Raw genomic sequence first — 19,095 nt, forward strand, 5'->3', positions numbered from 1 at the left:
AGAAAGGAAGAAAGAATGAATATTATTGTTGCAGCAGATAAAAACTGGGGAATCGGAAGAAATAATGAACTTCTGGTAAGTATTCCGGCAGATATGAAGATGTTCCGTGAGGAAACTACAGGAAAAGTGGTTGTTATGGGAAGAAAAACACTGGAGTCTTTTCCAAACGGACTTCCTCTGAAAAACAGAACCAACATTGTGATCACCGGCAACAGGGATTATCAGGTAAAAGGTGCGGTGATCGTTCACAGCATCGAGGAAGCACTGAAGGAAGTGGAGAAATATCCGGCAGAGGATGTGTACTGTATCGGCGGAGACAGTATTTACAAACAGATGCTCCCGTACTGTGATACAGCTCATGTGACAAAAATCGATTTTGCATATGAAGCGGATGCGTATTTCCCAAACCTGGATGAGGACCCGGACTGGGAGATCACAGCGGAGAGTGAAGAACAGACATACTTTGATCTGGAATATGCGTTTGTGAAATACGAGAGAAAAGATAGATAATGTGAGCACAGATCATAAAGCAGAATGAGAATGCCCGCTTTGTACAGAAAAACAATGAAGAAATAATAAAAAAACAGACCACCGAAAAAAATACGGCGGTCTGTTTTTTGGTGCTTAATGTTATGTATAATGACGAAAATCCGGTAATTACTCGATTACGTGGATCCATCCCTTCGGTGCTTCGATGCGTCCCATCTGGATACCGGTCAGTGTGTCGTACAGCTTCTGGATGACCGGACCCATTTTTTCCATTCCGCTTGGGAAGCAGATTTCTTTGCCGTGATCATTGATCTTTCCGACAGGAGAGATAACTGCAGCAGTACCGCAAAGACCACACTCTGCAAAATCTTTAACCTCATCAAAGTAGACCTCACGCTCTTCAGCTTCCAGTCCAAGGTACTCCTTTGCAACGTAGATCAGAGAACGACGTGTGATGGAAGGAAGGATGCTGTCAGACTTCGGTGTTACAACTTTGCCGTCTTTAGTAACGAAGATGAAGTTTGCTCCGCCTGTCTCCTCAACTTTTGTACGAGTCTTGGGATCAAGGTACATGTTCTCATCAAAGCCCTGTTTGTGAGCATCTACGATAGCATGAAGGCTCATTGCGTAGTTCAGGCCAGCCTTGATGTTACCGGTTCCGCAAGGTGCGGCACGGTCATAGTCGCTGACACGGATCGTGATCGGTTTGGCGCCGCCTTTAAAGTACGGACCAACCGGTGTTGTAAGGATACGGAACTGATATTCGTCAGCCGGTTTAACACCGATCACGGCGTTGGAACCAAACATGTACGGGCGAAGATAAAGTGTTGCGCCGGAACCATATGGTGGAACCCATGCAGCATTTGCCTTAACAACCTGCTCAACAGCGTCGATAAATCTTTCCTTCGGGAATACCGGCATTTCAAGTCTTGCTGCAGATGCAGCCATACGCTCTGCGTTCAGGTCAGGACGGAAAGTAACGATATGTCCGTCTTCTGTTGTGTATGCCTTCAGACCCTCGAATACACTCTGAGAATACTGAAGCACACCAGCACACTCGTTGAGTACGATATTAGGGTCTGTGCTTAAAGTACCCTCATCCCATTTTCCATCTTTAAAATTAGACACATATCTGTAGTCGGTTGGCATGTAAGCGAATCCGATGCTGGACCAGTCGATGTTCTTTTTTTCCATAACGATTCCTCCGTTTACAATTTTTACTTTTTACCATTGTAAAACTTTTACGTGATGACTTCAATAGTTTTTTGTTCCTTTTTTTCATTTGCTTGTAATTTTAATATGATTTCGATATAATAAAAATTATCTATGGACTGGAGGGAAAAATGGACAATCACGAATTTGAAGACCTTGGAAAAAAGATTCAGGATATTGTAGATAATGCAGTGAATTCAAACAGCTATCACGAATTAAGCCATACGATCAACCAGACAGTAAATAAGGCCATTGATTCCGGAAGCGAAGCACTGAAAAATGCGTTGAATTCCGTGTTTGATCCGGGTACTGATCCGGAATTCCGTAAGAAAAGCTATACATACCAGAGCCCTTATTACGGAAGAAGCAGAAAAGCAAAGCAGCAGGCTGCAAGGAAACAGTCGGAACTGCTCTACGGAAAGACTACCGGTGAGAATCTCAAAGGCATGATGATGGCAGTTTCCGGTGGGATACTTTTAAGTGGCATGGGGCTTGGAGCCATGGTGCTTCTGATCTGGATGGGCATTGGACACAGCGGTGCACTTGCAGCAGGTGTGCTTGGAGTGATGTGTGCAGGCGCAGCAGGTGGCGGTGCTCTTTTGGGAGCAGGAACAAGCCGTCTCGGAAGACTGGGACGTTTCCAGAAATATATCCGTGCGCTGGGAGACCACACCTACTGTAATTTTCAGAAGCTTGCTCAGGCAGCAGGAAAGAACGAGAAATTTGTAAAAAAAGATATCAGCAGAATGATCCAGAAGGGCTGGTTTCTGGAAGGCCATGTGGATGAGCAGGGAACCTGTCTGATCACCAGTAATGAGACCTATCAGCAGTATCTGGAAACACAGAAGCAGCTGGAGCTTCGTAAACAGGAAGCAGATCCTAAGGTTCAGCTGGAGGAGAATATGAGTCCGGAAGCCCAGGAAGTCCTGAGAAAAGGAAATGAATTTCTGGTAAAGATCCGTGAGAGCAATGACGCCATTCCCGGGGAAGAAATTTCCGCAAAGATTTCCAGGATGGAAATGATCGTTCAGAAAATTTTTGAGCGTGCAGGAGAGCATCCGGAGGTGATTCCGGATCTTAAGAAAATGATGGATTACTATCTGCCCATGACTGTGAAGCTTCTGGATGCTTATGAGGATATGGATGGACAGCCTGTACAGGGCGAGAATATCACGGCTTCCAAGAAAGAAATTGAAGAAACCATTGATACACTGAATATTGCTTTTGAGAAACTTCTGGATTCCATATTCCGGGATACCGCATGGGATGTATCTACCGATATTTCTGTGCTGCATACAGTTCTGGCACAGGAGGGACTGACAGAGGATGATTTCGAAAAAATGAAACAGAATGCGGAAATGAAATAAGTACAACGAGCAGATCAGAAGCTGGAATACAGACATCTGCCGGAAGGTACAGCTGATCAAGGAGAATGCTTATGGGAGAAGAATTTAAAGACTTTGAGGTAGAAGCACCGGTGCTGACTTTGGAACCGGATCTCACGGAAGAAAAAGAAGAAATTGTAAAAAAAGAACCGGAGAAACCCCAGGAGCCTGCAGTAGAGGAACCGGTGTTATCTCCCCAGGAACAGAAAATTGTAGAAGATTTTGCAGCAAAGATCGATATTGAAAATACAAACCAGATCCTGCAGTACGGAGCCGGCACTCAGAAGAAGATGGCAGATTTTTCTGATGCAGCGCTGGTAAATGTGAAGACACAGGATCTTGGGGAGGCAGGAGAGCTTCTTGCAAATGTGGTAGGAGAATTGAAGGATTTTGATGCCACAGAGGAAAAGGGATTTTTCGGCTTTTTCAAAAAACAGACAGCGAAGGTGGAAACTCTGAAAAACCGTTACACAAAGGCCGAGGGAAATGTGACGAAGATCACGGAAGCTCTGGAGCAGCACCAGATGCGTCTGATGAAAGATTCTGCCGTGCTGGATAAAATGTATGAGCAGAACCTTGCATACTTTAAAGAACTTTCCATGTACATTCTTGCGGGTAAAAAGAAGCTTAGGGAAGTCAGAGAAGGCAAGCTCAACGAATTGCATCAGAAGGCAGCGGCAAGCGGACTTCCGGAAGATGCACAGGCTGCCAATGATCTGGAAAGCAAATGTGACCGCTTTGAGAAAAAGCTTCATGATCTGGAGCTTACCAGAACCATTTCTATGCAGACTGCACCGCAGATCCGCATGATCCAGAACAATGATACGACGATGATCGAGAAGATCCAGACAACCATTGTAAATACCATTCCTCTCTGGAAAAGCCAGATGGTGCTGGCTCTAGGGATCGCGCACTCCACAGAAGCCGCACAGGCACAACGGCAGGTTACGGATTTTACCAATGAACTTCTGAAGAAAAATGCGGAAACGCTTCACCTGGCATCTGTGGAAACTGCAAAGGAATCCCAGCGTGGTATTGTAGATATTGAAACTCTGAAAAAAACCAATCAGGAACTGATCCAGACACTGGATGATGTGATGAAGATCCAGCAGGAAGGCCGTGAAAAACGTCAGGCAGCAGAGGCAGATATGAGACGTATGGAAAACGAACTGAAAACAAAGCTGCTGGAGATCCGACGTTAGGAGTAAGAGTAAAAAGATAGTTCGGAAAGGAAAGGCAGGGCGTTTGAAGACACCTGCCTTTCAGGATTCATAAAGGAGATTTTTATGTACAGAGATCATACAAAAGTAATAAAAATTGGAAATCGTGTTATCGGAGGAGGAAATCCGATCCTTATCCAGTCCATGACCAATACGAAAACTGAAGATGTGGAAGCAACGGTTGCGCAGATCCTTTCTCTGGAAAAAGCAGGCTGTGATATTATCCGCTGCGCAGTTCCTACTATGGAAGCTGCGAAGGCTTTATCCCAGATCAAAAAACAGATCCATATTCCGCTAGTTGCGGACATCCATTTTGATTATCGCCTTGCCATTGCAGCCATGGAGAACGGTGCGGACAAGATCCGTATCAATCCGGGAAATATCGGTTCCAAAGAGAGGATCCAGGCAGTTGTGGATACAGCAAAGGAACGGAATATCCCTATTCGTGTAGGAGTAAACAGCGGTTCCCTTGAAAAAGAACTGGTAGAAAAATATCACGGTGTTACAGCCGAAGGACTTGTGGAGAGTGCTCTTGATAAGGTGCACATCATTGAAGAGATGGGATATGACAATCTTGTGATCAGCATCAAATCTTCTGATGTTCTCATGTGCGCCAGAGCCCATGAACTGATCGCAGAAAAAACACAGTATCCTCTTCATGTGGGAATTACAGAAGCAGGAACTCTGTATTCGGGAAATATCAAATCAGCTATCGGACTTGGGATCATCCTGTATCAGGGAATCGGAGATACCATCCGTGTTTCTCTGACAGGCGCGCCGCTGGAAGAAGTGAAATCAGCCAAAAGGATCCTGAAAACGCTGGGACTTCGCAAAGGAGGCGTGGAGGTTGTTTCCTGTCCGACCTGCGGAAGAACAAAAATCGATCTGATCGGCCTTGCAAACCAGGTAGAGACCATGGTACAGGATATTCCTCTTGATATCAAGGTTGCGGTTATGGGCTGTGTGGTAAACGGACCGGGAGAGGCAAAGGAAGCAGATCTCGGAATTGCAGGAGGCGATGGTGTTGGCCTTCTGATCCGGCATGGAGAGGTTGTAAAAAAAGTACCGGAAACGGATCTTCTGGATACACTTCGTCAGGAACTTCTTACCTGGAATGAGCAGGAGTCATAATGGAGAAAGATTTTTTTGATGTATTTCCGCATCTTAAAGTGAAGAAAGAGCTGGAAGAACTTCTGGACATGGTATTTGTGACAAAGGTTTCCATGAACCCCGGAAGAACTCATTTGAGGGTTTATATCGAAAGCAGCCGCTGGATACACAAGAAGAATATTTTTGCGCTGGAGGATGAGATCGAACGGCAGTGCTTTCCGGGGATTCCCATGACTGTAACAGTTGTGGAAAAATTTCATCTTTCCGAGCAGTATACACCGGAGAACTTTCTGGAAAGCTACCGTTCCAGTATGGAGATGGAGCTGCGCAACTATAACATGCTGGAGTACAATCTGTTCCGAAGATCAAAAATCATTTTTACAGGAAAAGATACCTTGCGTATGGAGCTTCCGGATACGGTTATTTCCAGACAGAAAAGCGAAATACTTGTTGAATATTTTCATAAGGTTTTCTGTGAACGCTGCGGTATGGATCTGAAAGTGGAACTGGATTTTGTGGAAGTGAAAGAGAGTAAATACCGGAAAAATGCTGCACTTCAGATCAAACAGGAAGTGGAAAATGTCCTGAAGCATGCCAAACTCAGCGGGGATCAGGAAAGCGAACCGAAGCAGGAGGATACAGCCAGGGAAGAGACAAAGAAAACCTCTGGAGATAAGAGCGGCGAAAAGACAAACGAGAAGAAATCCGTTGACAAAAAACAGCAGAAGGTTCAGAAGGGGGATTTCCGCGGCAGCTTCGGATTCCGCAGGGACAGCAATCCGGATGTGGTTTACGGCAGAGATTTTGATGGAGAAACGATTCCGCTGGAGAGCATTACCGGTGAGATGGGTGAGGTTATCATCCGATGTCAGGTTATGGATGTGGAAGCTCGTGAGATCCGAAATGAGAAAACGATCCTGATCTTCCCTGTGACCGATTTTACGGACAGTATTGTTGTGAAGATGTTTCTGCGTAACGAGCAGGTTCCGGAAGTGACGGAAAGTGTAAAAAAAGGCGCATTCCTGAAGCTGAAGGGAGTTACCACCATTGACCGTTTTGACAGTGAGCTTACTATTGGAAATATTACAGGTATCAAGAAAATCGCCAATTTTACCAGCACAAGAATGGATACCAGTCCTCAGAAGCGTGTGGAGCTTCACTGTCACACCAAGATGAGCGATATGGATGGTGTCAGCGATGCAAAGGCATTGGTAAAACGTGCCTATGAGTGGGGACATAAGGCTATCGCTATCACGGATCATGGCGTGGTGCAGTCCTTCCCGGAGGCAAATCACTGCTTTGATGCCTGGGGCGGTTGTGTTCCAAAGGAGTCTGATTTTAAGGTGCTCTATGGAATGGAAGCGTATCTGGTAGACGATCTGAAGGGTATGGTCACCAATTCCAAAGGGCAGCGGCTGGATGGAGATTTTGTTGTTTTTGATATTGAGACTACGGGATTCTCAGCACTAACCTGCAGGATCATTGAGATTGGCGCGGTAAAAGTGGAAAAAGGACAGATCACAGATCGTTTTTCCACCTTTGTAAACCCGGAAGTGCCCATTCCGTTCCGTATTGAGCAGCTGACAAGCATCAATGATTCCATGGTCCTGGATGCACCTGTGATAGAGGAAGTACTGCCGAAATTCCTGGAATTCTGTGAGGGCTGCGTAATGGTGGCCCATAATGCGGACTTTGATATGAGCTTTATTATTGAAAACTGTAAACGGCAGGGGATTTCGGATGATTTTACTTATGTGGATACCGTTGGTATGGCTAGATTCCTTCTTCCTGCCCTGAACCGTTTTAAACTGGACACGGTAGCCAAGGCAGTAGGTGTTTCTCTTGATCATCACCACAGAGCTGTGGATGATGCGGCATGTACCGCAGAGATTTTTGTGCGGTTTGTAAAGATGCTGGAAGAAAGAGATATTTTTGATGTGGATGAGATGAACAGGCAGGGTGCGGTTTCACCGGATACCATCCGAAAGCTGCCCACATACCATGCTATTGTTTTTGCAAGAAATGAGACCGGAAGGATCAATCTGTACAAGCTGGTAAGCCAGTCCCATTTAAAGTACTATCACAGAAGACCAAGGGTTCCCAAAAGTGTGCTGGAAAAATACAGGGAAGGCCTTCTGGTGGGAAGTGCCTGCGAGGCAGGAGAGCTTTATCAGGCACTTCTTCGCAATGCACCGGATCAGGAGATCGCCAGACTGGTAAATTTTTATGACTATCTGGAAATCCAGCCTCTTGGGAACAATGCGTTTATGCTTGCGGATGAAAAACATGATATGATCAATTCTGAGGAAGACTTAAAAGAGATAAACCGGAAGATCGTAAAACTTGGAGAACAGTTCAAAAAACCGGTGGTTGCCACCTGTGATGTGCATTTTATGGATCCTCAGGACGAGGTTTACCGACGGATCATCATGGCAGGAAACGGATTTTCTGATGCAGATAACCAGGCCCCGCTTTATCTTCGTACAACGGAGGAAATGCTGGAGGAATTTTCCTATCTGGGAAGTGAAAAGGCGGAAGAGGTGGTGATCACCAATACCAATAAGATCGCGGATATGATCGAGAAGATATCACCGATCCATCCGGATAAATTTCCACCGGTCATTGAGAACTCCGAGCAGGATCTTAAGAATATCTGTTTCACGAAGGCCCACGAAATGTACGGAGATCCGTTGCCGAAGATCGTGGAGGACCGCCTGGACAGGGAGCTGAATTCTATTATCTCCAATGGTTATGCGGTAATGTATATCATTGCACAGAAGCTTGTGTGGAAGTCCAATGAGGACGGCTATCTGGTTGGATCCCGTGGTTCTGTAGGTTCTTCTCTGGCAGCGACCATGTCCGGTATCACGGAGGTAAACCCTCTGCCGCCTCATTATCTCTGTCCGAATCCGGACTGTAAATACAGTGATTTTGATTCCCCTGAGGTGAAAAAATACGCGGGTATGGCAGGATGTGATATGCCGGATAAGATCTGTCCGAAATGCGGTGCCAGGATGAACAAGGAAGGCTTTGATATTCCTTTTGAGACATTCCTTGGTTTTAAAGGTGATAAGGAGCCGGATATCGACCTGAACTTTTCCGGTGAATATCAGGCCAATGCCCACCGGTATACGGAGGTTATCTTCGGAAAAGGGCAGACCTTTAAGGCGGGAACCATTGGTACCCTTGCGGAAAAAACCGCATTTGGTTATGTGAAGAACTATTATGAGGAACGGGGGCAGCACAAGCGTTACTGTGAGATCAACCGTATCGTGAAGGGCTGTACCGGTGTCCGCCGTACCACTGGCCAGCATCCGGGAGGTATCATCGTACTGCCTATGGGTGAGGAGATTGAGAAATTTACACCTGTGCAGCACCCGGCCAATGATGTGAACAGTGATATCATCACCACACATTTTGATTACCATTCCATTGACGGAAATCTTCTGAAGCTTGATATACTTGGACACGATGATCCGACCATGATCCGTATGCTGGAGGATCTGACCGGCATCAGTGCAAGAACAGTTCCGCTGGACCAGAGAGATGTCATGTCCCTGTTTGCGGGAACGCAGGCTCTGGGGATCAGTCCGGAGGATATCGGCGGCTGCAGGCTGGGATGCCTCGGGATCCCGGAGTTTGGTACAGACTTTGCCATGCAGATGTTGATCGATACCAAGCCGAAATATTTTTCCGACCTGGTACGTATTGCTGGACTTTCCCACGGCACGGATGTATGGCTTGGAAATGCCCAGGTATTGATCCAGAATGGTACAGCTACCATTTCCACAGCAATCTGTACGCGAGATGATATTATGATCTATCTCATCGGAAAAGGAGTGGAAAGTGGTCTGGCGTTTACCATCATGGAGAGTGTCCGTAAGGGAAAGGGTCTTCGTGAGGAATGGATCCAGACTATGAAAGAGCATGATGTTCCGGACTGGTATATCTGGTCCTGTAAGCTGATCAAGTACATGTTCCCGAAAGCCCATGCGGCAGCCTATGTTATGATGGCGTATCGTATCGCCTGGTATAAAGTGTTTCATCCACTGGCTTATTATGCAGCATTTTTCAGTATCCGTGCCACTTCCTTTTCCTATGAACTGATGTGCATGGGAAAAGAACGTCTGGAATATTATATGGCGGAGATCCGGAAAAAAGGTGATGAGGCATCCAAGAAGGAACAGGATACACTGAAGGATATGAGGATCGTACAGGAAATGTACGCCAGAGGTTTTGATTTTGTGCCGATCGATCTTTATAAGGCAAAGGCACACCGGTTCCAGATCATCGGAGATAAACTGATGCCTGCTCTGGATACCATAGAGGGTCTTGGAGATAAGGCAGCAGAGGCAGTTGTGGATGCTGCCGCAAAAGGCAGATTCCTTTCCAAGGATGATTTCCGTGATCGTACCAAGGTCAGCAAGACCGTTATCGATCTGATGGATGATATGGATCTTTTCGGAGATATCCCGCAGTCCAATCAGATGTCACTGTTTGATTTTACGGGTTGATATATGATACCGGAAGGGCTTACAATAAATAAAAAATACTGCCGTTTATCCTGAAGGCTGATCTGGCAGTGAGAACTCCCAGGAGGATACCAGATACTATGAAAAAAGAAGAATTAAGATACCTGCAGCGACTTGCGGAGCTGTATCCTACTATAGCAAAGGCTTCAACAGAGATCATCAATCTGCAGTCTATATTAAACCTTCCGAAAGGTACCGAGCATTTCATGTCGGACATTCATGGAGAATACGATGCGTTTTCCCATGTTCTTCGGAATGGATCAGGGGCTGTACGAAAAAAGATCGATGATGTATTCGGACATACCTTAAGCAACAGCGACAAACGTTCTCTTGCCACACTGATCTATTATCCGAAGGAAAAGATGGAGGTTGTAAAAAAACAGGAAGAAGACATGGAGAACTGGTATAAGATCACACTTTATCGTCTGATCGAAGTATGCAAGACAACGGCATCCAAATATACCCGTTCCAAGGTCCGTAAGGCACTTCCTGCAGACTATGCATATGTGATCGAGGAGCTGATCACAGAGAAAGCGGAAGTTCTGGACAAAGAAGCATATTACGATGCCATCGTCAATACGATCATTGAGATCGGCCGGGCAGAGAATTTTATCATTGCCTTGGCAGAACTGATCCAGCGTCTTGTTGTGGATCATCTTCATGTGCTGGGAGATATTTATGACAGAGGTCCGGGCCCGCATTTCATCATGGATCGTTTGATGAAATATCATTCGCTGGATATCCAGTGGGGAAATCATGATGTGGTCTGGATGGGAGCTGCTACAGGACAGAAAGCCTGCATTGCAACGGTGATCCGGAACAGCATCCGTTACCGAAATATGGATATTCTTGAGGATGGATATGGGATCAATCTCATGCCTCTGGCAACCTTTGCAATGGAGGCTTATAAGGATGATCCATGTACTGCTTTTGAGATGAAGGGAGATGCCAATAACTATAGTATTCTGGAAGAAGAGCTTGGACGGAAAATGCACAAGGCTATTGCCATTATCCAGTTTAAGCTGGAGGGTCAGCTGATCCGCCGGCACAAAGAATTCCATATGGAAAAGCGTTGTTTGCTTCATAGGATCGATCCGAAAAAGGGAATGATCACACTTCCGGACGGAAAAGAATATCCGCTGACCGATACATATTTTCCTACTATTGACTGGAAAAAGCCATATGAACTTACTACAGAGGAAAAGGATGTAATGGAACGCTTGGATTCCGCGTTCCGAAACTGCGAGAAACTGCAGAATCATGTCCGGCTTCTTCTGGACAAGGGAGGCCTTTATAAAACTTATAATGGAAATCTTCTGTTCCATGGAAGTATTCCGCTTAATGAGGATGGAAGTCTGAAAGAAGTCCAGATTTATGGAAAAACCTACAAAGGAAAAGAATTGTACGATGTTCTTGAGACTTATGTGCGCCGGGCGTTTTTCTCTGTAAATGAGGATGAAAAGCGTAAAGGCAGGGATATTATGTGGTATATCTGGGCAGCTCCGAATTCACCACTGTTCGGAAAAGACAAGATGACCACCTTTGAACGTTATTTTATTAAAGATAAGGAAACACATAAAGAAACTAAAAATGCCTACTATCATCTTCTGGAAAATGAGAATGTTGTAGATGATCTGCTCCGTGAATTTGAACTGGATCCGGAAAAAGGTCACATCATCAACGGGCATGTGCCGGTTCACCAGAGTGAGGGAGAGAGTCCTGTAAAATGCAATGGCAAAGTTCTTGTGATCGACGGCGGTTTTTCCAGACCATATCAGAAGGTTACGGGGATTGCCGGTTATACACTGGTTTATAACTCCTACGGGCTGATCCTGTCTGCTCATGAGCCTTTTACTTCTGCGGAAGAAGCGGTAGCCCAGGAGCAGGATATTGTTTCCAACAGGGTAGCAGTTCACTACAATAACAAACGTACTCTGGTCGGTGATACCGATACCGGAACTGCTCTGAAGGAAAGGATCAGTGAGCTGATCCAGCTTCTGGAAGCTTACAGAAAAGGTATCATCAAAGAGAAAAAATAAGCAGAATTGAGAAATACAAGAAGCGTTTCCTGTATGCTATAGTAAACAGAGGTGATGCAGATGAGAAAAAACAAAAAAAGAAAAAAACGGCTGAGAGCGGTTCTGGTCCTGTTGATCATCCTGTTTATTCTGGCAGGACTTGGAGGGATGCTGTATGTTTCCCACAGGGATAAGGTGGAAAAAGAACAACGAAGAGAGGCCGCATTGGCTGCATTGGACAGTATTCCGGAGGTGACAGCAACTCCGGCAGCAACAGCAACACCGGTTCCGACAGCGACACCGACACCGTCATTGACACCGGTCCCGACAATCCTTCCGGCATTTGAACCGGAAAATTATCAAGGGATCTGGTACAGCGAAGACGGGCTGACAACGATCGATATTTATGATATCAGCCTGAAATCTGTTTCCTTTACCTATAAGAGAGTGAATGGAAAAGATCCTTCCATGACCGCAGAAGCAGATGTGACTGCAGAGGTAGCAGGAAATGCCACACAGTTCCGTTTTAAGGATTCCGAAGGGAATAAGGCAAAAGGAGAGTTTGTTTTCGATAAAAGTGGTGAGCTTTATGTGAAGGTAAAAACATATGAACGGGGAGATGGATCTCTGACCTATCCGAAAACAGAGTCTATTATGACCCGGCAGGAGCCATCCCTGGAAGTATCCGAAAATTCCGAAGAAGATGCTTCCTATAATGAAAGCAACGAAAATTCCTATGAACAGGAATCCTACAGCGAAAGCAGTGAAGATTCTTCTGATGAGAATACAGAAGAATATGAGATTCCCTACGGAGAAGAAGAAACCTATTATACGGAATGATCAAAAAAATAAAACACGGTAAAATAAAGAATCCCCGGATTTTGGCAATCAGGGAATCCCGATACAGGAATTCCCGAAACTGTTCCACATTTCCGGGGATCTCTTTATTTGATCATTTTTTTGCGGTCTGTGCGGCCGACGAGATAATCGATGCTGGTGTCGTAATAATTTGCCAGCCGGATAAGCATTTCGATAGGAATATTACGGGATCCCGTTTCATAATGGGAATAAGAACGCTGACTGATATGAAGAATCTCACTTAATTCTCTCTGGGACAGATCCGCGTCTGTACGTAAATCCTGAATACGCTGAAATTTCATTGTGCTCACCTCTTCTTTCTATTGAAAGTATAAAACAGAACGAAATGCACCCTTGCAAAAGAGAGCAAAATGGACTATACTAAATTTATTATCTTCTAAAATTCAGAAAATGTCTATCTGAAAATTCCCTTGTTTTTAACCAATGCGGATTTCGAATATCCGCCTGACCTGAAAAGACGAAAAGATGGAAGATCGGGATCCGTTTTTTTCGCAGAAAGGAATGTATTTGTTTGCGAGTGTTTTATCAGCAGCGATCTACGGAATGGAAGTACGTGAGATCCAGGTTGAGGCAGATGTCAGTGATGGTCTGCCTTCTTTTGCTATGGTAGGATTTCCCTCTGCCCAGGTGAGAGAGGCCCAGGAAAGAGTCCGGACTGCATTTAAGAACAACCGGCTTTGTCTGCCACCAAAAAAAGTAACTGTAAATTTTGCACCTGCCGATATGAAAAAGGAAGGAGCCGGTTTTGATCTGCCTGTGGCGGCTGCAGTACTTGCGGCTGCCGGAATTCTGGAACCGGATCTTCTGGAAGGAGTTATGATCGTAGGAGAGATCAGTCTGAATGGAGAGATCCATGGGGTTGCCGGAGTTTTGCCTCGGGTGATCCGCGCAAGAGAGCTGGGCTTACGCTTTTGCGTTATTCCGGAGGAAAACATCCGGGAGGGGAATCTGGTGAAGGATATGCCGGTGTTTGGAGTAAAAAGTCTGAATGACATGATCCGGTGTCTGAGAGACCCAAACACTTATACAACTGCGTATCAGGAAAAAGAAAAAACAGAAAACAAACCGGAAATACCAAAGGTTGATTTTGCGGATATCTGCGGGCAGGAAGGAGCCAGGCGGGCGGCAGAGATCGCAGTGAGCGGTTTTCATAATATTCTTTTTATCGGACCGCCAGGATCCGGAAAGACCATGCTGGCAAGACGTCTGCCGACCATTATGCCGGAGATGACATTTGAGGAAAGCCTGGAGATCACCAAGGTATACAGTGTGGCAGGACTTCTCACGGAAAAAGATCCGCTGATCCGGCAGAGGCCTTTTCGAAGTCCGCATCATACCAGTTCCCCTCAGGCTTTGGCAGGTGGCGGCAGGATACCGGGGCCGGGGGAGATCACTCTTGCACACAGAGGTGTTCTTTTTCTGGATGAGATGCCGGAATTTTCCAGAAAAAGCCTGGAGATCCTGCGTCAGCCGCTGGAAGATAAGGAGATCCATCTGTCCAGAGCTGCCGGAACTTATATTTTTCCGGCTAGTTTTATGCTGGCGGCAGCGATGAATCCTTGTCCTTGCGGATTTTACCCGGATATGAACAGATGTCGTTGTACGTCAGGGGAGATCACGCATTATCTTGGAAAGATCAGCCAGCCTCTCCTGGAGCGTATTGATATCTGCACAGAAGTTCCGGCAGTGAGTTTTTCAAAAATGAAAAAGAAAATTGCAGGGGAATCCTCTGCTCAAATAAGAAAGAGGGTGGAAGCAGTACAGGAGATCCAGAGAGAACGTTACAAAAAGGAAAAATTTTGCTTCAATGGGGAGCTTGACGGAAGAAAACTGGAAAAATACTGTGTAATGACGGGAGGGGCAGACAAACTTCTGGAGCAGGCATATGAGCAGTTTCAATTCAGTACCAGAGCATATCATAAGATCCTGAAAACGGCCAGGACCATCGCGGATATGGAATCTTCCGAAAAGATAAAGGAAGAACATATCTGCGAGGCGTTGGCTTACCGGGCATATGATAAGAAATACTGGTCATAAAACAGAAAAAAGGAAGGTATTTTATATGGAAGAAATACAGCAAACAAGGATCCGGTGTGCCCGGAAGGACAGTAGTGTTTATCCGGCAAGACTTAAGGAACTTCCCGGTATGCCAAAACAATTATATTACATTGGAAGCTTTCCGGATGATGCCAAACCTACAGCGGCGATCGTGGGAGCAAGGCTGTGCAGTCCTTACGGACGGATACAGGCCTTTAATTACGGAAAATTCTTAAGCGAACATGGGGTACAGGTGATCAGCGGTATGGCGGCCGGCATTGATGCTGAGGGCCACAAGGGTGCTCTGGAAGGTGGTACCCCGACCTTTGCCGTGCTGGGAAATGGTGTGGACATCTGTTATCCTTCATCCAGCAGAGGTATTTACCGGAGGATCCCCGAAAAAAACGGAGGGATCATCAGCGAATATGAACCAGGTACCAAAGGCAGGGCATATTATTTTCCGGCAAGGAACCGGATCATCAGTGGACTGGCAGATCTGGTGCTTGTGGTGGAAGCAAAAGAAAAGAGCGGATCACTGATCACAGCTGCCTGTGCACTGGAACAGGGGAAGATGGTATACGCCATTCCGGGAGCGGTAAATGATGCGCTGAGCAGAGGCTGTCACAAGCTGATCTACGACGGAGCAGGAATTGCATACTCTCCGGAAATACTTCTGGATGAGTGGGGATTATCTGTGAAAAAAAAGACAAATTTGTCTGAAAAAAGCAAGTTAGGACTTGCAACGGATTTGGATTTGGTGTATAGTTGTCTCGATTTACGACCAAAAAATCTGGATCATATTATCAGAAAAACCGGTTTTTCACCGGGAAAAACAGCCGGGATCCTGGGACAGCTTATTTTGATGGGGCTTGTGAAGGAAACCGGGAGACAGTATTATATCAGACTTGAATAAATGCTTTTTTGCCCGGAGATTTAGCAGGATTTTTTAAGCCGGACAGGAAGGCAGAATGAGATTAGGAGAGGTAAAATGGCCAAAAATCTGGTGATAGTAGAGTCACCTGCTAAAATGAAGACAGTAAAGAAATTTCTGGGGGCAAATTATACAGTAGAAGCGTCCAACGGTCATGTGAGGGATTTTCCCAAGAGCCAGTTTGGTATTGACGTGGACAATGATTTTGAACCGAAGTATATTACAATACGGGGAAAGGGTGAGCTTCTTGCAAAACTTCGTAAAGAAGCAAAAAAAGCAGATAAGATCTATCTTGCAACTGACCCTGACCGTGAGGGAGAAGCAATTTCCTGGCATCTGATGCAGGCTTTGAAGACAGATACTGCAAAGATGCATAGGATCACATTTAATGAAGTAACAAAAACAGCAGTTAAGGCGTCCATCAAGCAGGCCAGGGAACTGGACATGAATCTGGTAGATGCACAGCAGGCCAGGCGTATGCTGGATCGTATGGTAGGTTATACCATCAGTCCGCTGCTCTGGGCCAAGGTAAAAAGAGGCTTAAGTGCAGGCCGTGTACAGTCTGTGGCACTGCGTATCATCTGTGACAGAGAAGATGAGATCAATGCATTCATTCCTGAAGAATACTGGAGCCTGGAGGGTGAATTTCAGGTAAAGGGTGAGAAGAAACCGTTGACAGCCAAGTTCTATGGAACAGATAAAAAACTTCCGATCAGAAACCGTCAGGAAATGGATGAGATTCTGAAAAGTCTGGAAGACTGTAAATATGAGATCACAGAAGTAAAAAAAGGTGAGAGGATCAAAAACGCTCCCCTTCCGTTTACCACAAGTACTCTGCAGCAGGAAGCTGCCAAGACACTGAATTTTTCTACGCAGAAGACTATGCGCCTGGCACAGCAGTTATATGAAGGTGTGGATGTAAAAGGCAGTGGTACGGTAGGTCTGATCTCCTATCTGCGTACAGATTCTACTCGAATTTCAGAGGAAGCAGATGCAGCAGCAAGAACTTATATTTCTGAGCAGTATGGTTTGGATTATGTTTCTCAGACAGAGAAGGCAATCAAAAACGGACAGAAGATACAGGATGCTCATGAGGCGATCCGTCCTACAGATATTGCGAGGACACCAGTTCTGGTGAAGGAATCCCTGACCAGGGATCAGTTCCGTTTATATCAGCTGATCTGGAGACGTTTTGCGGCGAGCAGAATGGCACCGGCACGTTATGAGACCACGTCTGTCAAGATCGGAGCAGGTGAGTATGTGTTCACGGTTGCAGCATCCAAGGTTGCCTTTGATGGCTTTATGTCTGTGTACACAGAAGAAGGCGATGACAAAAAGGGCAATGTTTTAAGTCAAAGTCTGGAAAAGGGTATGGAGCTGAAGCTGAAAGAACTGAAGCCGGAGCAGCATTTTACACAGCCGCCGGCACATTACACAGAGGCTTCACTTGTAAAGACTATGGAAGAGCTTGGAATCGGACGTCCGAGTACGTATGCGCCGACCATCACAACGATCATCAGCAGACGCTATGTATCCAAGGAACAGAAAAATCTTTACGTCACAGAGCTTGGAGAGGTTGTTAATAATATTATGAAACAGGCTTTTCCAAGTATTGTGGATGTAAACTTTACAGCAACTATGGAGGGACTTTTGGACTGCGTGGAAGCAGGTACCGTACAGTGGAAAACGGTTGTACGTAACTTCTATCCGGATCTGAAGCATGATGTGGATGAGGCTGAGAAAGAGCTTGAGAAAGTTGATATACAGGATGAGGTTACGGATGTGATCTGTGACAACTGTGGCCGCAACATGGTGATCAAGTACGGTCCTCATGGAAGATTTCTTGCATGCCCCGGATTTCCGGACTGTCGTAATACAAAACCATATTATGAGAAGATCGGTGTTGCATGTCCGAAGTGCGGCGGCGAAATTGTCATGAAAAAAACGAAAAAAGGCAGAAAATATTACGGATGTGAGAATAATCCGGAATGTGATTTTATGTCCTGGCAGAAACCTTCTGCAAAGAAATGTCCGAAATGTGGTAATTATATGCTCGAAAAGGGAAATAAGCTGGTTTGCAGCCAGGAAACCTGCGGATATGTGGAACAAAAACCAAAAGATGAAGATTGATTGAATAAATGCTTTTCCACCAATTTTCAGAAAATCCCGTTAAAAATAAAAAAATATAAAAAAGTCTTGTAAATTTCCAGAATAACGTGTAATATTAGACTAGAAAAACGATTTCTTTCAAAGTACGAAAGTGAAAGGAGGAAAAATGAGCGTTCAGTTGCTAGATAAAACTAGAAAAATCAATAAGCTTCTGCATAACAGCAGCTCAAGCAAGGTAGTGTTTAACGACATTTGCCAGGTGCTCATGGAAACCTTAAGTTCCAATATCCTGGTACTCAGTAAGAAAGGTAAGGTTCTGGGAGTCAGTATCTGCCCGGGTGTGGATGAGATCACAGAGCTGATCGATGACAAAATCGGCGGACATATCGACCCGTTATTGAATGAGAGATTTCTTGGTGTTCTTTCCACAAAGGAGAATGTCAATCTCCAGACACTTGGCTTTGAGCATGTACCCGGAAATTATCAGGGAATCGTGAATCCGATCGATATTGCAGGTGAGAGACTGGGAACGTTATTCATGTACCGCAATGATCATCCCTATGATATTGAGGATATTATTGTCAGCGAGTATGGTACAACAGTTGTAGGCTTGGAAATGATGCGTGCGGTTCATGACGAGAACGCAGAAGAAGACAGAAAACAGCAGATCGTTAAATCGGCATTCAGTACACTGTCCTTCTCAGAACTTGAGGCGATCATCCATATTTTTGATGAGCTGGATGGGGATGAGGGTATCCTGGTTGCCAGCAAGATCGCTGACCGTGTAGGTATCACCAGATCCGTGATCGTAAATGCACTGCGTAAATTCGAGAGTGCAGGTGTGATCGAATCCCGTTCATCCGGTATGAAGGGAACTTACATTAAAGTTCTTAATGAAGTGATCTTTGATGAGCTTGAGGAGATAAAAGCACAGAGAAGCAAGAAGGCATAATGTGATCAGCACTGTCAGATGCTTGATATAAGATAAAGAACGTGACAAAAGAGACTTCCCGCTAGCGTGGGAGTCTCTTTTTTGTCTGTTTCATAAAATCAAAATAAATAATGAAATTAAGAAAACAAGAGAAAACAAGAGTATAAAAGAGATAAAATCAGAATAATATAGAAAAACCATATCTTAAAAGGGTTGCGAAAATATGTGAAATTCACTAATAT

The 19,095-nt window shown here is 45.2% G+C and carries 13 protein-coding genes; 11 read left to right on the forward strand and 2 right to left on the reverse strand.

Annotated features, from left to right (window positions below):
* Window positions 1-15 precede the first annotated feature (15 nt).
* Window positions 16-510, forward strand: a complete 495-nt coding sequence (locus tag NCY57_RS09920) for a dihydrofolate reductase (RefSeq protein ID WP_015524334.1) — start codon at window positions 16-18, stop codon at window positions 508-510.
* 147 nt (window positions 511-657) lie between these two features.
* On the opposite strand, the gene NCY57_RS09925 is transcribed toward NCY57_RS09920, so the two are convergent.
* Entirely contained in the window at window positions 658-1,683 is a 1,026-nt protein-coding gene (locus tag NCY57_RS09925; protein ID WP_059085425.1) for a branched-chain amino acid aminotransferase, read from the reverse strand.
* A gap of 149 nt (window positions 1,684-1,832) precedes the next feature.
* On the opposite strand from NCY57_RS09925, the gene NCY57_RS09930 reads away from it, so the two are divergent.
* From NCY57_RS09930 to NCY57_RS09955, 6 genes are all read left to right on the forward strand, one after another.
* Entirely contained in the window at window positions 1,833-3,068 is a 1,236-nt protein-coding gene (locus tag NCY57_RS09930; RefSeq protein ID WP_250789632.1) for a 5-bromo-4-chloroindolyl phosphate hydrolysis family protein, read from the forward strand.
* Between the two features lie 71 nt (window positions 3,069-3,139).
* Complete coding sequence (locus NCY57_RS09935; RefSeq protein WP_250789633.1) at window positions 3,140-4,288, forward strand: toxic anion resistance protein; 1,149 nt, start codon at window positions 3,140-3,142, stop codon at window positions 4,286-4,288.
* Between the two features lie 84 nt (window positions 4,289-4,372).
* A complete protein-coding gene (gene ispG, locus NCY57_RS09940; RefSeq protein ID WP_021651821.1) occupies window positions 4,373-5,437 on the forward strand; it encodes a flavodoxin-dependent (E)-4-hydroxy-3-methylbut-2-enyl-diphosphate synthase in 1,065 nt (354 codons plus the stop codon).
* On the forward strand, window positions 5,437-9,930 hold the full coding sequence (locus NCY57_RS09945; protein ID WP_021651820.1) for a PolC-type DNA polymerase III: 4,494 nt from the start codon (window positions 5,437-5,439) through the stop codon (window positions 9,928-9,930). Before ispG ends, NCY57_RS09945 begins: the two co-directional genes overlap by 1 nt.
* Window positions 9,931-10,028: 98 nt before the next feature.
* Entirely contained in the window at window positions 10,029-11,987 is a 1,959-nt protein-coding gene (locus NCY57_RS09950; RefSeq protein ID WP_173740018.1) for a fructose-1,6-bisphosphatase, read from the forward strand.
* Between the two features lie 60 nt (window positions 11,988-12,047).
* On the forward strand, window positions 12,048-12,806 hold the full coding sequence (locus tag NCY57_RS09955; RefSeq protein WP_173740019.1) for a hypothetical protein: 759 nt from the start codon (window positions 12,048-12,050) through the stop codon (window positions 12,804-12,806).
* A gap of 104 nt (window positions 12,807-12,910) precedes the next feature.
* Here the strand turns inward: NCY57_RS09955 and NCY57_RS09960 are convergent, their stop codons facing one another.
* Window positions 12,911-13,126 (reverse strand): helix-turn-helix domain-containing protein, encoded by a 216-nt coding sequence (locus tag NCY57_RS09960; RefSeq protein WP_015524345.1) that lies wholly within the window; start codon window positions 13,124-13,126, stop codon window positions 12,911-12,913.
* A 220-nt stretch (window positions 13,127-13,346) separates the two neighbouring features.
* Here NCY57_RS09960 and NCY57_RS09965 point away from each other — a divergent pair, with 220 nt between their 5' ends.
* From NCY57_RS09965 to codY, 4 genes are all read left to right on the forward strand, one after another.
* Complete coding sequence (locus tag NCY57_RS09965) at window positions 13,347-14,882, forward strand: YifB family Mg chelatase-like AAA ATPase (protein WP_237972620.1); 1,536 nt, start codon at window positions 13,347-13,349, stop codon at window positions 14,880-14,882.
* Window positions 14,883-14,907: 25 nt separating this feature from the next.
* The gene (gene dprA / locus NCY57_RS09970) at window positions 14,908-15,795 is read left to right on the forward strand and encodes a DNA-processing protein DprA (RefSeq protein WP_110103465.1); all 888 of its coding nucleotides are present in this window, start codon (window positions 14,908-14,910) and stop codon (window positions 15,793-15,795) included.
* Between the two features lie 75 nt (window positions 15,796-15,870).
* Window positions 15,871-17,943, forward strand: coding sequence for a type I DNA topoisomerase (gene topA, locus NCY57_RS09975; RefSeq protein ID WP_021651815.1), 2,073 nt, complete (start codon window positions 15,871-15,873; stop codon window positions 17,941-17,943).
* 145 nt (window positions 17,944-18,088) lie between these two features.
* Entirely contained in the window at window positions 18,089-18,874 is a 786-nt protein-coding gene (gene codY, locus NCY57_RS09980) for a GTP-sensing pleiotropic transcriptional regulator CodY (protein WP_015524350.1), read from the forward strand.
* The last annotated feature ends 221 nt before the right edge of the window (window positions 18,875-19,095 follow it).

This window comes from Blautia sp. MB18-30 (genome assembly GCF_023669475.1).
GTDB lineage: Bacteria > Bacillota > Clostridia > Lachnospirales > Lachnospiraceae > Blautia_A > Blautia_A fusiformis.

Bases quoted from the DNA above. Each gene is read 5' to 3' on its own strand.
- NCY57_RS09920 (WP_015524334.1), top strand. From the start codon at position 16: ATGAATATTATTGTTGCAGCAGATAAAAACTGGGGAATCGGAAGAAAT.
- NCY57_RS09925 (WP_059085425.1), bottom strand. From the start codon at position 1,683: ATGGAAAAAAAGAACATCGACTGGTCCAGCATCGGATTCGCTTACATG.
- NCY57_RS09930 (WP_250789632.1), top strand. From the start codon at position 1,833: ATGGACAATCACGAATTTGAAGACCTTGGAAAAAAGATTCAGGATATT.
- NCY57_RS09935 (WP_250789633.1), top strand. From the start codon at position 3,140: ATGGGAGAAGAATTTAAAGACTTTGAGGTAGAAGCACCGGTGCTGACT.
- ispG (WP_021651821.1), top strand. From the start codon at position 4,373: ATGTACAGAGATCATACAAAAGTAATAAAAATTGGAAATCGTGTTATC.
- NCY57_RS09945 (WP_021651820.1), top strand. From the start codon at position 5,437: ATGGAGAAAGATTTTTTTGATGTATTTCCGCATCTTAAAGTGAAGAAA.
- NCY57_RS09950 (WP_173740018.1), top strand. From the start codon at position 10,029: ATGAAAAAAGAAGAATTAAGATACCTGCAGCGACTTGCGGAGCTGTAT.
- NCY57_RS09955 (WP_173740019.1), top strand. From the start codon at position 12,048: ATGAGAAAAAACAAAAAAAGAAAAAAACGGCTGAGAGCGGTTCTGGTC.
- NCY57_RS09960 (WP_015524345.1), bottom strand. From the start codon at position 13,126: ATGAAATTTCAGCGTATTCAGGATTTACGTACAGACGCGGATCTGTCC.
- NCY57_RS09965 (WP_237972620.1), top strand. From the start codon at position 13,347: ATGTATTTGTTTGCGAGTGTTTTATCAGCAGCGATCTACGGAATGGAA.
- dprA (WP_110103465.1), top strand. From the start codon at position 14,908: ATGGAAGAAATACAGCAAACAAGGATCCGGTGTGCCCGGAAGGACAGT.
- topA (WP_021651815.1), top strand. From the start codon at position 15,871: ATGGCCAAAAATCTGGTGATAGTAGAGTCACCTGCTAAAATGAAGACA.
- codY (WP_015524350.1), top strand. From the start codon at position 18,089: ATGAGCGTTCAGTTGCTAGATAAAACTAGAAAAATCAATAAGCTTCTG.